Source organism: Amycolatopsis thailandensis, assembly GCF_002234405.1.
Lineage (GTDB): Bacteria > Actinomycetota > Actinomycetes > Mycobacteriales > Pseudonocardiaceae > Amycolatopsis > Amycolatopsis thailandensis.
The window spans coordinates 19,594-32,166 of sequence record NZ_NMQT01000029.1; the positions used below are offsets into that span (position 1 = coordinate 19,594).

A 12,573-nucleotide genomic window follows, 5' to 3' on the forward strand; every position below is an offset into this window, starting at 1 on the left:
GTGGACGGTCGTGTTTGGAGCCGTCCACCGGGGGTATCGCGATCAGGTGAGCCCTCTCGATTTCACCATCGTGATCCCGACCACCGGCCGCGACAACCTGCACCGGCTGCTCGGCGGCATCGAGGCCGCCGGCGAGCCGAGGCCCGCCCGGATCATCGTGGTCGACGACCGTCCTGACGGCGCCGACCTGCGGCTCTTCCCGGCGACCGCGGGAACGGAGGTGATCCGGAGCGGCGGGCGGGGTCCCGCCGCGGCGCGCAACGCCGGCTGGCGGCGCGCGACGACCGAATGGGTCGCCTTCCTCGACGACGACGTGCTGGTCGGTCCGGACTGGGCGCGGGAACTCGTCGAAGACCTGCGCGCCCTCGACGCGAAGACGGCGGCGTCCCAGGCCAGGATCGTGGTCCCGCTGCCACCGGACCGCCGCCCCACGGACGACGAACGCGGGACGGCCGGGCTGGAGACGGCGAGGTGGATCACCGCGGACATGGCCTATCGCCGGGCCGTGCTCGCCGAGGTCGGCGGCTTCGACGAACGCTTTCCGCGCGCCTACCGGGAGGACTCGGATCTGGCCTTGAAGGTCACGAAGGCGGGCTATCTGATCGCGAAGGGCGAGCGGATCACCACCCATCCGGCCAAACGCGCCGGCCCGCTCGCCAGCCTGCGCGCCCAGCGCGGCAACGCCGACGACGCGCTCATGCGCCACAACCACGGCGTGCTGTGGCGACAACAGGCAGGAGCGGGGCAGGGACGGTTCGGTCGGCACCTCCTCACCACCGCGAGCGTGCTGGGCGCGGCGGCCCTGTTGGCGTCCGGGCGACGCAAGGCCGCCACCGCGGCGGCCGGGCTCTGGGCCGGACTGACCGCCGAGTTCGCCGGACGCCGCGTCAGGTCCGGACCGCTCACCCCCGGCGAGGTCACCCGGATGCTGCTGACCAGCGTCCTGATCCCGCCCGCGGCCTGTTACCACCGCTTGCGCGGTGAACTGCGGCACCGGTTCTCCCGGCGGCCGCGGGCACTGCTCTTCGACCGCGACGACACCCTGATCGTCAATGTGCCGTACCTCGACGACCCCGACGGCGTCCGCCCCGTTCCCGGCGCCAAAGAGCTTCTCCACGACGTACGCGCGGCGGGCATCCGGATCGGGGTGGTCAGCAACCAGTCCGGGGTGGCCAAAGGCCTGATCACGCCCGAACGCCTGACGGCGGTGAACGCCCGCGTGGAAGAACTCCTCGGGCCTTTCGGCACCTGGCAGGTCTGCGTGCACGACGACGGGGACGGATGCGCCTGCCGGAAGCCCGCTCCCGGGCTGGTGCGCCGGGCCGCCGAGGCGCTCGGCGTGGACGTCCGCCGTTGCGTGGTCATCGGCGACACCGGCGCCGACGTCGACGCCGCGACGGCCGCCGGTGCCCGCGGAATACTGGTCCCCACCGCGTACACCCGGTCCGAGGAGGTCGATCGCGCCCACCGGCGGGCGACCGTCGCCCGCGATCTCGCCGAAGCGGTGCACCTGGCCGTCACGGGTTCACGATGACGAAGAACGTCCTGGTGGCGAGGATGGACAATCTCGGCGACGTCCTGCTCGCGGGCCCCTGCGTCCGCGCCGTCGCGGCCGGATCGGCGCGGGTCGTCCTGCTCACCGGACCGCGGGGGCGGGCGGCGGGCGAACTGCTTCCCGGCGTCGGTGAGCACCTCACCTGGTGCGCTCCGTGGATCGACCCCGAGCCGTCGCCGCTGGAACCGGAGGAGACCGAGGCGTTCGTCCGGCGGTTGCGGTCCTTGGATCTCGACTCCGCTCTCGTCCTGACGTCGTTCCACCAGTCCCCGCTGCCGCTGGCGCTGCTGCTGAGAATGGCCGGGGTGCCGTGGATCGGCGCGATCTGTGAGGACTATCCAGGCTCGCTGCTGGACCTTCGGCACCACGTGCCCGGGGACCCACCGGAACCGGCGCGGATGCTGTCCCTCGCGCGAGCGGCCGGATTCTCCTTGCCCGCCGGGGACAACGGCGGGCTCGCGATCCGCGGACCGCTGCCCCCGGTCGACGAACTCCTCGGCGTGGACGGCGAAAACTACGTCGTCGTCCACCCCTCGGCCTCCGTTCCCGCGCGGCAGCCTTCGGCAGGCTCTTCCGCCGCGATAGTCCGGGCGCTGCAAGACGCCGGACGCCGGGTCGTGGTCACCGGCTCGCCGTCGGAAAGCGCCTTGACCAAGGAGGTCGCCGGAAGCGCGCGAGATCTGGGCGGCCGCACCGGCCTGTCCGAGCTGGCCGCCGTACTCGCCGGAGCCGACGCGGTGGTCGCGCCCAACACCGGCCCCGCCCACCTCGCGGCGGCCGTCGGCACCCCGGTGGCCTCCCTTTTCGCTCCCGTCGTGCCGGCGTCGCGCTGGGCCCCCTACGGCGTCCCGGCGGCCTTGCTCGGCGATCAGCACGCCGGGTGCCGCGGCAGCAGGGCCCGGGTCTGCCCGGTACCCGGCCACCCCTGCCTCGACGGTATCCCGCCCGCCGCGGTCGTCCAAGCCGTCGAAGACCTGGCCCCGATCTCAGCCCGCCGTTTCGCCAGGACCACACCGGGTACCGCTTGAGAATCAGCGAAAATCGTCGTCGAGATCGAGGAGATTTCGCCATGACCGGATCCACAGCGGCCACCAGGACCGCCCGGACGCCCGCACAGCTGATCGCGGTCGTCATCGGGGTGGTGTTCCTGCTCGTCGGCATCGCCGGCTTCGTTCCAGGCCTGACCACGAACTACGACCAGCTCACCTTCGCCGGGCACCATTCGTCGGCGATGCTGCTCGGTGTCTTCATGGTTTCGGTGCTGCACAACATCGTGCACCTGCTCTTCGGCGTCGCCGGGCTGCTGCTCGCCCGCACCTCGCGCGGCGCGATCGGCTTCCTGATCGGCGGAGGCGTGATCTACCTCGTGTTGTGGCTCTACGGGTTGGTGATCGACCACGATTCCGCCGCGAACTTCGTGCCCGTCAACACCGCCGACAACTGGCTGCACCTCGGCCTCGCCCTCGGCATGATCGCCCTCGGCGCCGCCGCCGCGACCATCGGCCGTCGTCCCGCGTCGCCGCGCGCCGTCTGAGGGGCCCCGACCGCGGTGGGCGGTGTGCACGCACCCCACCGCGCTTCAAGACGGCCGGCTTCCCTTTGGTGAGGGTGGAACTCCTGGGGGGAAGCCGGCCGTCACCATTCGTGCCACCCGGGCGCCGGATGCCAGTGCCCCTTGCAGAGAGCTCGTGTCCCGGTGGTCCCCGCACACGAAGGTCGTCTCCCCGAACCGGATCGGACGGCGGAAGTCGTGCGGTGCCGGCATCGCGGGAAGCGCGCGGGGGATTTCGTACCGGCCTGCCAACGGCCAGAGCGACGCGTCGGTGCGGTACATCCGGCTCAGTGCCCGCCTCACGTCCCGTTCACCGAGCGGCGTGAGCGCCGACGCGCTGACGAGGCATGCGCCTTCGGGGGCGTAGGTCGGGCACACCTCACTGAGGACGGCGGTATTGAGGATCGGGCCGCTTTGGCCGTCGATCACGAGCACCGGCTCGCGCAGCGGCGATCGGGGCGGGGTGAAGTACCACGTGGTGACGCTGTTCCAGGAGGGCTCCGGGGCACCGGGGACAAGGCGTGCGGCAGTGCTCCCGTCCGTGGCGACGACGACCGCGCGCGCTTTCCAGACGTCTCCCCCGGCGGTCCGCACCTGACCGTCCCGGACTTCCTCGACAGGCGTTCCCGTCCGCACGGTGGCCGAGGGAAGCGAACGGGACAGCTGCCGGGGCAGTTCCCCCATCCCGAGGGCGGGCAGTGACGGCGCCGACCGGAGAAAAGTGCGCCAAACCAGCCGGAAGAACCGGGAGGATGTCGACAAACCGTCTTCCAGGAAGACCCCGGAGAGGAAAGGACGGAACACGGAGTCGATCGCGCGCTCCGACAGGCCGGCCCCGCGCAGTTCGTCGAGGGTGGCGCGGTCTTCACCGCGGACGATGGCCTGAGCGGGGCCCGCGGCGGCGCGGGCCGTCAACACGCCGAGTGCGGCGAGATCCTTGGCCGAAAGATGGCGCCGGGCGGCGACGTCGCGCACGGCCTTCGGTGCGTCGAGCGGGTTGCCGAGCAGGCTCAGCCGGTCTCCGTCGGCGACCCGGACCGCGCGCCAGAACCGTCCCAGCCGCAGCGCGTCGACGTCCACGAGACGCCGGATCGCCGGATAGGCCGGGTTGAGGATCTGGAACCCGCGGTCCAGGCGGAATCCGTCGACGACGTCGGTGCGTACCCGGCCACCGACCTCGTCCCCCGCTTCGAGCACGACACAGGGAATTCCGGCGCGGTGGAACGAAAGCCCGGCGGAGAGACCCGCGAGCCCGGCGCCGACGATCACGACCTCGGTTTCGTGCGCAGCCATTTTCGGCGCTCCTTCGGTTCTGTTGTGGGCGGTAGGCCGGATATGGCACGGGCGATCCTGCCGAGCAGGCGTTCTTCGCTGCCTGAGGGCAGGGTTCCGGACTGGTCGCCCAGTGTCCACATGGGACACTGGACGGTGATTGAGCGCCCGATTGATGCCAATATGACCCGTTCTGTCGGGGGTCGTGAGTGATAAAGAGCGTTAGAACCCTCTTTATCACTCACGACCCCTTCGAAATACCGCGCAAACTGCCCAAAACGGGCGTTTCACCTGGAACAGGTGTCCCTTGTGGACGGTCGAGGTCGCGACCGGCTCCGGGGGCCAGTTCGGTCCGTGCCGCGAAGGCCATGCTCAGCAGGAAACACAACACGCCACACTTGCCTCACCCCTCGATAGAGCCCTCTTCATCACTCACGATCTCGTTATATTCGGCTGACCGTCCCATCACCGCGATGGGCTCGGTTTTGACCGCTTCTCAATGCGTAACGCCGTTCGGCGTAAGCGAGGTCGTCCCGCCAGAGCCGGGCGGAGGCGCGGCGCATGAGGGGTCTCAAGGCCGGCGCGATCCTGGTGGCCATCGCGAAACCGGGCCGGTCTGAGGTGGCGATGGTCGCTTCGATCACGGCGGTGCGCGGACGGCCGTCCGGGCCGGCCCCGAGCGGGGTGGCATGGGTTTCGACCACGCTGCCGACACCTTCGCCCTCGACGATCGTCATCAGCACGGTGCGGGGCCCGGGACAGGTGAACTCGGCGATCACCGGCACCCCCAGTCGTCCCGCGAGCCGGAAGGTCACCTCGACGACGAACCGGTCCTCGGCATCGGTGACGTCATTTCCTTGCGGCGCCGACAGAACGCGGAGCCTGGTGAAGGAGTACGGGTGGAACCAGGCGCCGTGCCAGGGGTCGAGCCGGTTGGCGACGACGTCCAGTGGTTCGCACACGCCGGTCAGGGTCGCGACGGCGTCCACTACCGCCTCCCCGCCGGGTCGTGGTGGCACGAAGGGCTTTTCCGTGGGTGCCTCGCCGCCGAAGCGATCGAGCCGGACCCAGACGAGCACGCCGTCGTCGAAGGACGGCAAGGGCGACCAACCCGGACGCTCGGGACCGATGCGCATTCCGTGCCATCGGCAGACCAGCTCTCCACAATGGACACGGGCCTGGTCCAGCGGAGCGCCGAGATGCGGGCACGCGCCGGTGCCGACGACCACCGCGCCGTGCTGGTCACGCCAGCCCACCAGTTCGCGGCCGCCGACCCGGAACCCGAACGGTTCGTCCCGGCTGATTTCCCGGCTGGCCCCCGCGACGAACCAGTTGCCCGCCGTCCGCGCGTCGGCCCGCTTGACGGCCGCGTCGATCAGCGCGGGCGAGCATTCGCGAAAAGTCGGTTCCTGCCTGGCCCAGGCGGGTTCTTTGAAGGGCTGGACCGGCCAGGTCGATGGCCACCGCCCGAGCACCCGGTGCCTGAAATCCACTGTGGCTCTCCCGCTCGACGACTACTTCCACCACAGTCATCCTCAGGCCACTGGAGCGATCCCGCAACGCTTCGCCCGGCAGTCGAGTGATCACGGTGTTGAAATGGGAACACAGGGGTACCCGCCGGCGAACGGCAATCGCCCCTGAAGCGATTGCGGATCGTCTTTCAGCGAGCAGGAGGTCCACTCGGATGACGTCGGCCTTGACCAAGGAGGCGGTGCCTCCCGACGAGGCTTCCGTTCCCGTGCTGGACGGGCTGGGCGAGCGCTGCCTGGCCGAGGCGCACGCGTTCGTCCGCGAACGGGCGGCCGAATGCTTCTCCGGCCGCCGCGAAGGTGAACTCGCGGAGTTCGCCCTTCCCGAGTTCGCGAGCGGCGGGAAGTGCCTGCGCCCGATGTTCGCCTATGTCGGCTGGAGGTGCGGCGCCGAAGAGTCGGAGGCCGCGGTGCGGGCGGCGTCGAGCCTGGAGCTGCTGCACTGTTTCGCGCTGGCCCAGGACGACGTCATGGACGGTTCCCCCTTGCGCCGCGGGCGCCCCGCCCTCCACGTCCGCTTCGACCGCTGGCACACCGAGCAGGGCTGGAGCGGCTCCGCCCGCCGGTTCGGCGAGGCCGCGGCGACGTTGTCCGGCGACCTCTTCCTGATCTGGTCCGAGCGGATGCTGCGCGAATCGGGACTGGACGCGGAGGCACTGGCGCGGGGCGGACCGCGGTACGACCTGATGCGCGAGGAACTGGCCGTGGGGCAGTTCGCCGACCTGGTGAACGACGCGCGGGAGCTGCCATCCTGGGACACCCTGTTGGACGTTCTGCGCCGCAAGTCCGGCAATTACACCGTGCGCCGGCCGCTGGAGTTCGGCGCGGCGCTGGCGGGCTGCGACCCTGCCGTGCTCACCGCGCTCGGCGAGTACGGCGGCCTGGTCGGCGAGGCGTTCCAGTTCCGGGACGACCTGCTGGGGGTCTTCGGTGATCCGGCGGTCACCGGGAAACCCTCCGGAGACGACCTCCGTGAGCGCAAGGCGTCCAGTGTGGTCGTCCTCGCCGCCGAACGGGCCGACCGGCGGCAGCGTGCGGAACTCGGCGAACTGCTCGCGCTGTCCGAAGTGGACGACGAGGCCGTCACGCGGTGGCGTGCGCTGATCCAGGCGACCGGCGCCCGCGAACGTCTCGGCGAGCTCATCCGGGAACGGGCCGACAAGGCGCTCGCCGCGATCGATCCGGCGGTGTTCCCCGGTCCCGCGGCCGACGCGCTGGCCGCGCTCGCCACCCGGTGCACGGAGCGGGACCAGTGAGGACCGTACGTGGCCGGACGGACCGGATTGTCGTCGTGGGAGCGGGACTGTCCGGCCTCGCGGCGGCACTGCACCTCGCGGGCCGCGGACGCGAAGTCGTCGTCCTCGAACGGGATCCCGCCCCCGGCGGCCGTGCGGGGCGGGTCGATCGGAAGGGCTATCTGCTCGACACGGGGCCGACCGTGCTCACCATGCCCTCGATCCTGCGGGACACCTTCGGCGCCGTCGGGGCGGACCTGTCCGAGGAACTGCCGCTGACCCGGCTGGATCCCGCGTACGTCGCGCGGTTCGCGGACGGCAGTGTGCTTCCCGTGCGCACCGACGCCGCGGCGATGACGGACGCGGTGCGGGAATTCGCCGGCCCCGCCGAGGCCACCGGCTACGTCCGGCTCCGTGAATGGCTGACCCAGCTCTACCGGATCGAATTCGACCGGTTCATCGACTCGAACATCGACTCGCCCTTGGGCATGCTCCGGCCGGACCTCGCCCGGCTGGCGGCGCTGGGCGGCTTCCGGCGGCTGGACCCCAAGATCGGCACTTTCCTGTCCGACGAGCGGCTGAAACGGGTCTTCACCTTCCAGGCGCTCTACGCGGGCGAGTCACCGATGCGGGCGCTGGCGCTCTACGCGGTGATCTCCTACATGGACACCGTCGGCGGTGTCTACTTCCCGCCCGGCGGCGTCGCGGCACTCCCCCGGGCACTCGCCCGGGTCGCCGCCGAGAACGGCGTCACGTTCCACTACGGCGACGCCGTCCTGGCACTCGAACGGGAAGGCCGCCGGGTCAGCGCGGTCCGCACGGCCTCAGGGACCCGTCATCCGTGTGACGCCGTCGTCCTGACGGCCGAACTTCCCGAATGTCACCGTCTGCTCGGCCGGGTACCGAAGCGGATGGTCCCGCTGCGGCCCGCGCCGTCGGCCCTGGTCGTGCACACCGGCGGTCCCGGCGGGCGGCCGGACAGCGGACACCACACGATCTCTTTCGGCCGGGAATGGCGCTCGACCTTCGACGAGCTCATCACCGAGGGACGCCGCATGACCGACCCGTCGCTGCTGATCACCCGGCCCACCGCGACCGACCCCGGTCTCGCGCCGGCCGGACGGCAGCTCTACTCGATCCTCGCCCCGGTACCGAACCTCGACCGCGGCCCGGCCGACTGGGCCGTGGAGGCGGGCCCCTACGCCGAAGAGATCGTCGCCGTGGCACGCCGCCGGCTGTCGTTGGATTTCGAACCCGACTTCACCGAAATCGTCAGCCCGGCCGACTGGGCCGACCGCGGCATGGTGGCCGGGACCCCGTTCAGTTACGCGCATTCGTTCGCCCAGACCGGACCGTTCCGGCCCGGGAACTTCCCGCGCGATACCGAGAACGTCGTCCTGGCCGGGGGCGCGACGGTGCCGGGAGTGGGCGTGCCGACCGTACTGATCTCCGGCAGGCTGGCCGCCGACCGGATCGCCGGGGCGGCACGGCGCCGCTCGCGCGTACTCGACCTGGCGACGGAGGCGAGCCGATGACCGAACGCGAACTCGACGCGGCCGGGATCCACGACCCCGGTCTGCGCACCGCCTACACCTGGTGCCGCGGCGTCAACGCCCGGCACGGTCGCATTTACTTCCTGGCGACCCGCATGCTGGCCCCGGTGCAACGGCCCGCCGTGCACGCGCTCTACGGTTTCGCGCGATGGCTGGACGACATCGTCGACGAGCCCGATCCGGAGGCCACCCCCCGTTCACTGGCCGAACGACTGTCCGAAGTGGAGGGACGATTCCTCGCCGACCTCGGCGACGGCGGAAGCGACGACCCACTTCTGACCGCCGTGATCGACACGGCGTCGAGGTACGGACTGGAGGAGCGGCTCTTCCGCGCCTTCTTCTCGTCCATGCGGATGGACCTGCACGTGACCGATTACGCCACCCGGGCCGACCTCGACGTCTACATGCACGGCTCGGCGGAGGTGATCGGGCTCCAGATGCTGCCGATCCTCGGAGCGGTCTCGTCGCGGGCGGAGGCCGCTCCACGAGCCGCCGCACTGGGGAAAGCGTTCCAGCTCACCAACTTCCTTCGTGACGTCGCCGAGGACTTCGAGCGCGGACGCGTCTACCTGCCCGCCGACGAGCTCGCGGAACACGGCGTCGACCGCGAGCGGCTTTCGTGGTGTGCCCGCCACGGCCGGGCCGACGCTCCGGTGCGCGCCGCGATCAAGGAGCAGATCGCCGTGACGCGGCGGATCTACGCCGAGGCCCGGCCGGGGATAGCGATGCTGCATCCGGTGTCGCGGCCTTGCGTCGCCACCGCGGCGACCCTGTACGGCCGCATCCTGAACCGGATCGAAGACGCGGACCACGACGTGTTCGCGGGCCGGGCCACGGTGTCCCGGCGACGACGGCTCGCGGTCGCCTGTGGTGCGCTGACGCGTTCACAGTGGGCCCGCGTCCGGCACTCCGCCCCACGACCGGCGGTGGCCTGAATGGGCAAGGCCGAGTATCTGATCGTGCTGGCCGCGTGCGTGCTCGTGACGGTGCCGCTGGAGCTCGCCGGCGCCCGCGTCTACCGGCGTCCGAAGCGACTCGCCCGCGCGGTGCTGCCGATGGCCGTCGTGTTCCTGATCTGGGACGCGCTGGCGATCGCCGCCGGGGTCTGGGGCTACGCGCCCGAGTTCGTCACGGGGGTCATGGCGCCGTTCTCCATCCCGCTGGAAGAGGTCTTGTTCTTCGTGGTCATCCCGGTCTGCGGAGTGCTGACCTACGAGGCCGTCCAGCTCACGCTCACCGCGATCCGGCGAAGGAACGGGAAGGTGACCGCACGATGATCCCTTGGGGCTACACGGTTCCGGCCGTCGCCGCGGTGGCCGTGGTGGTGGTCTTCGAACTGGTCCTGCTGAAAACCGGGTTGTTCCGCAAGCCCGCGTACTGGCTGACGATGGTGATCGTCACCGGCTTCCAGATCCCCGTCGACGGCTGGCTGACGAAGCTGTCCGCCCCGATCGTCCTCTACTCGCCCGAGCACATCACCGGCCTGCGGTTCCCGTGGGACATCCCGGTCGAGGACTTCCTTTTCGGCTTCGCCCTGGTAACGGCGGTGCTGCTGGTGTGGGAACGGGCCCGGCAGCGCGAGGAGGCTTCGTGAACGCGATGGCGAGGGACGGCCTGCCCCGCGCCGTGGTCCCGTCCGCCTTCGACGCCGAGGCTCGCTGGTACGACCGGCTGGTCGGCGCCAACCCCGGCTACCACGAACACCTCCGGCTCTCCGCCCGGCGGCTGGGGGTGGCCGGCCCCCGCCTGCTGGACGCGGGCTGCGGGACCGGGGCGTCGACGGCCGCGCTGCTGTCCGTGGCTCCGGACGCGCGGATCACGGCGTTCGACGCGTCGCGCGAAATGCTGACCAGGGCCCGCGCCAAGGAATGGCCGTCCTCAGTGGAGTTCGTGCACACACCCGTTGAAGAGATGACGGGCGTGGAAGGGCCGTTCGACGGGATCCTGACGGCGTACCTGTTGCGCAACCTCACCGACCCGACCGGGCAACTGCGACGGTTGCGCGCTCTGCTCCGGCCCGGTGGCCGGATCGCCGTGCACGAATACTCCGTCCGCGACTCCCGGCGGGCCCGCTGGATCTGGAACGCCGTGTGCGCGGGGGTGATCGTTCCGCTCGGGAAGGTCGTAACCGGCGACGCGACCCTCTACCGGCACCTCCGGCGCAGCGTGCTCGAATTCGACGGGATCGGCGCCCTCGGCCGCCGCCTCGCCGACGCCGGCTTCATCGACATCCGCACCGAGACCGTCCCAGGCTGGCAGCGCGGCATCGTCCACACCGTCACCGGGACCGCGCCGTGACGCGGCCACGGGATCCCAGGATCGTCACCCACCCGGCGTCGCCCGGCCTTGCCGACGCCGGACTGCTCGGCAGGCGCCCGACCGTGGCGATCGTCGGTGCCGGTATCGCCGGGCTCACCGCGGCGACCGGCCTGGCGGAACGCGGCGTCGCCGTCACCGTCTTCGAACGCGAAGATCACCTGGGCGGGCGAGTCGGTGGCTGGAGCGACCGGCTGCCCGACGGCACCGCGGTGACCATGAGCCGGGGCTTCCATGCCTTCTTCCGCCAGTATTACAACCTGCGCGCGCTGCTCAAGCGCACCGACCCTCGTCTGGACCGGCTGACCCCGCTGTCCGACTACCCGCTCCTCGACCCACAGGGACGTGTCGACACCTTCGCCGGCCTTCCGCGCACCCCACCGTGGAACGCGATGGCGTTCGCCCTGCGGAGCCCGACCTTCACGTGGAAGGACCTCCTGCGACTCAACGGCCGCAACGCCCTGCCGCTGGCGACGGTCAGCGTGCCCGGGACCTACCACCTGCTCGACCGCACCGACGCCGCCTCCTTCCTCGAATCGATCAACTTCCCCGCGGCCGCGCGGCATCTCGCGTTCGAAGTGTTCTCCCGCAGCTTCTTCGCGGAACCACAGGAGCTGTCGGCGGCCGAACTCGCGACGATGTTCCACCTGTACTTCCTCGGTTCCAGCGAGGGTCTCACCTTCGACGTGCCCACCGAGCCTTTTCCCCAGGCGCTGTGGGAACCGCTCGCGGACTATCTGGCCGGTCGCCGGGCCGACCTCCGCACCGGCACCACGGTCGCCGCCCTCGGCCGGACACCGGACGGTTTCGAGGTCACGACCGAAACAGGCACGGAGACCTTCGACGGTGTGGTGCTCGCCTGCGATGTCGCCGGGCTGCGCCGGATCGTCGGTGCCTCCACCGTCGGCACCGAGGACTGGCGGCGCGCGATCGGGGACCTGCGGACCGCGCCACCGTTCCTGGTCAGGCGGCTTTGGCTCGACCGCCCGGCCGGACCGCGGCGGTCGCCGTTCCTGGGCACCGGCAGCGTCCCGCCGCTGGACAACATCAGCCTGCTCGACCGGTACGAGGGCGAAGCCCGCCGCTGGGCCGCCCGCACCGGCGGGTCGGTAGTGGAACTACACGCCTACGCGGCCTCCACAACGGACTCGGGCGGCCTGGAGAAGGCCCTGGACTCCCGCCTTCACGAGATCTATCCGGAAACCCGGGACGCGCGCGTCGTCGGCGAGAACACTTTGTGGCGCGAAGACTGCCCGCTGTTCGGTGTCGGCGGCTTCGCCCGACGGCCGGCGGTCCAGACCCCGGAGGCGTTCCTGGCGCTCGCGGGAGACGGCATCCGCGTCGATCTCCCGGTCGCGCTCATGGAACGCGCGGCCGTCACCGGCTGGCTCGCGGCCAACTCGCTCCTCCGGGGGTGGGGCCTCGCCGGGCACCCGATCCGCTCGGTCCCCAACCACGGCCGGATCGGCCTGCTGAACCGGTTGCCGAGTGCCGTCCCAGGCTGCCGATCGCGGCCATGATCAGCACGACACCCACGACGCCGGCCACTGTCAGCCGCTCC

The 12,573-nt window shown here is 71.1% G+C and carries 12 protein-coding genes; 10 read left to right on the forward strand and 2 right to left on the reverse strand.

Annotated features, from left to right (window positions below; genetic code table 11):
- Positions 1-46: 46 nt before the first annotated feature.
- The 3 genes from CFP71_RS09025 to CFP71_RS09035 are packed head-to-tail and all read left to right on the forward strand — an operon-like array spanning position 47 to position 3,089.
- The gene (locus CFP71_RS09025) at positions 47-1,534 is read left to right on the forward strand and encodes an HAD-IIIA family hydrolase (protein WP_093933374.1); all 1,488 of its coding nucleotides are present in this window, start codon (positions 47-49) and stop codon (positions 1,532-1,534) included.
- A complete protein-coding gene (locus tag CFP71_RS09030) occupies positions 1,531-2,583 on the forward strand; it encodes a glycosyltransferase family 9 protein (RefSeq protein ID WP_093933375.1) in 1,053 nt (350 codons plus the stop codon). Before CFP71_RS09025 ends, CFP71_RS09030 begins: the two co-directional genes overlap by 4 nt.
- A gap of 41 nt (positions 2,584-2,624) precedes the next feature.
- Entirely contained in the window at positions 2,625-3,089 is a 465-nt protein-coding gene (locus CFP71_RS09035; protein ID WP_093933376.1) for a DUF4383 domain-containing protein, read from the forward strand.
- A gap of 45 nt (positions 3,090-3,134) precedes the next feature.
- Here CFP71_RS09035 and CFP71_RS09040 read toward each other — a convergent pair whose 3' ends face one another.
- Positions 3,135-4,400 carry an NAD(P)/FAD-dependent oxidoreductase gene (locus CFP71_RS09040; protein ID WP_093933377.1) on the reverse strand — a complete coding sequence of 422 codons (1,266 nt, stop codon included), beginning with the start codon at positions 4,398-4,400 and terminating at the stop codon, positions 3,135-3,137.
- 422 nt (positions 4,401-4,822) lie between these two features.
- Positions 4,823-5,872 (reverse strand): Rieske (2Fe-2S) protein, encoded by a 1,050-nt coding sequence (locus CFP71_RS09045; protein WP_093933378.1) that lies wholly within the window; start codon positions 5,870-5,872, stop codon positions 4,823-4,825.
- Between the two features lie 191 nt (positions 5,873-6,063).
- On the opposite strand from CFP71_RS09045, the gene CFP71_RS09050 reads away from it, so the two are divergent.
- The 7 genes from CFP71_RS09050 to CFP71_RS09080 are packed head-to-tail and all read left to right on the forward strand — an operon-like array spanning position 6,064 to position 12,532.
- Entirely contained in the window at positions 6,064-7,164 is a 1,101-nt protein-coding gene (locus CFP71_RS09050) for a polyprenyl synthetase family protein (RefSeq protein WP_093933379.1), read from the forward strand.
- Positions 7,161-8,678, forward strand: coding sequence for a phytoene desaturase family protein (crtI, locus tag CFP71_RS09055; protein WP_093933380.1), 1,518 nt, complete (start codon positions 7,161-7,163; stop codon positions 8,676-8,678). Before CFP71_RS09050 ends, crtI begins: the two co-directional genes overlap by 4 nt.
- Entirely contained in the window at positions 8,675-9,631 is a 957-nt protein-coding gene (locus CFP71_RS09060) for a phytoene/squalene synthase family protein (protein ID WP_093933381.1), read from the forward strand. Before crtI ends, CFP71_RS09060 begins: the two co-directional genes overlap by 4 nt.
- Positions 9,632-9,973, forward strand: coding sequence for a lycopene cyclase domain-containing protein (locus tag CFP71_RS09065; protein ID WP_093933382.1), 342 nt, complete (start codon positions 9,632-9,634; stop codon positions 9,971-9,973).
- A complete protein-coding gene (locus CFP71_RS09070; protein WP_093933383.1) occupies positions 9,970-10,290 on the forward strand; it encodes a lycopene cyclase domain-containing protein in 321 nt (106 codons plus the stop codon). Before CFP71_RS09065 ends, CFP71_RS09070 begins: the two co-directional genes overlap by 4 nt.
- A gap of 5 nt (positions 10,291-10,295) precedes the next feature.
- Positions 10,296-10,994 (forward strand): class I SAM-dependent methyltransferase, encoded by a 699-nt coding sequence (locus CFP71_RS09075; protein ID WP_378274119.1) that lies wholly within the window; start codon positions 10,296-10,298, stop codon positions 10,992-10,994.
- Positions 10,991-12,532 carry an FAD-dependent oxidoreductase gene (locus tag CFP71_RS09080; RefSeq protein ID WP_093933385.1) on the forward strand — a complete coding sequence of 514 codons (1,542 nt, stop codon included), beginning with the start codon at positions 10,991-10,993 and terminating at the stop codon, positions 12,530-12,532. Before CFP71_RS09075 ends, CFP71_RS09080 begins: the two co-directional genes overlap by 4 nt.
- Positions 12,533-12,573: the final 41 nt, after the last annotated feature.

Bases quoted from the DNA above. Each gene is read 5' to 3' on its own strand.
- CFP71_RS09030 (WP_093933375.1), top strand. From the start codon at position 1,531: ATGACGAAGAACGTCCTGGTGGCGAGGATGGACAATCTCGGCGACGTC.
- CFP71_RS09035 (WP_093933376.1), top strand. From the start codon at position 2,625: ATGACCGGATCCACAGCGGCCACCAGGACCGCCCGGACGCCCGCACAG.
- CFP71_RS09040 (WP_093933377.1), bottom strand. From the start codon at position 4,400: ATGGCTGCGCACGAAACCGAGGTCGTGATCGTCGGCGCCGGGCTCGCG.
- CFP71_RS09065 (WP_093933382.1), top strand. From the start codon at position 9,632: ATGGGCAAGGCCGAGTATCTGATCGTGCTGGCCGCGTGCGTGCTCGTG.
- CFP71_RS09060 (WP_093933381.1), top strand. From the start codon at position 8,675: ATGACCGAACGCGAACTCGACGCGGCCGGGATCCACGACCCCGGTCTG.
- CFP71_RS09050 (WP_093933379.1), top strand. From the start codon at position 6,064: ATGACGTCGGCCTTGACCAAGGAGGCGGTGCCTCCCGACGAGGCTTCC.
- CFP71_RS09070 (WP_093933383.1), top strand. From the start codon at position 9,970: ATGATCCCTTGGGGCTACACGGTTCCGGCCGTCGCCGCGGTGGCCGTG.
- CFP71_RS09075 (WP_378274119.1), top strand. From the start codon at position 10,296: ATGGCGAGGGACGGCCTGCCCCGCGCCGTGGTCCCGTCCGCCTTCGAC.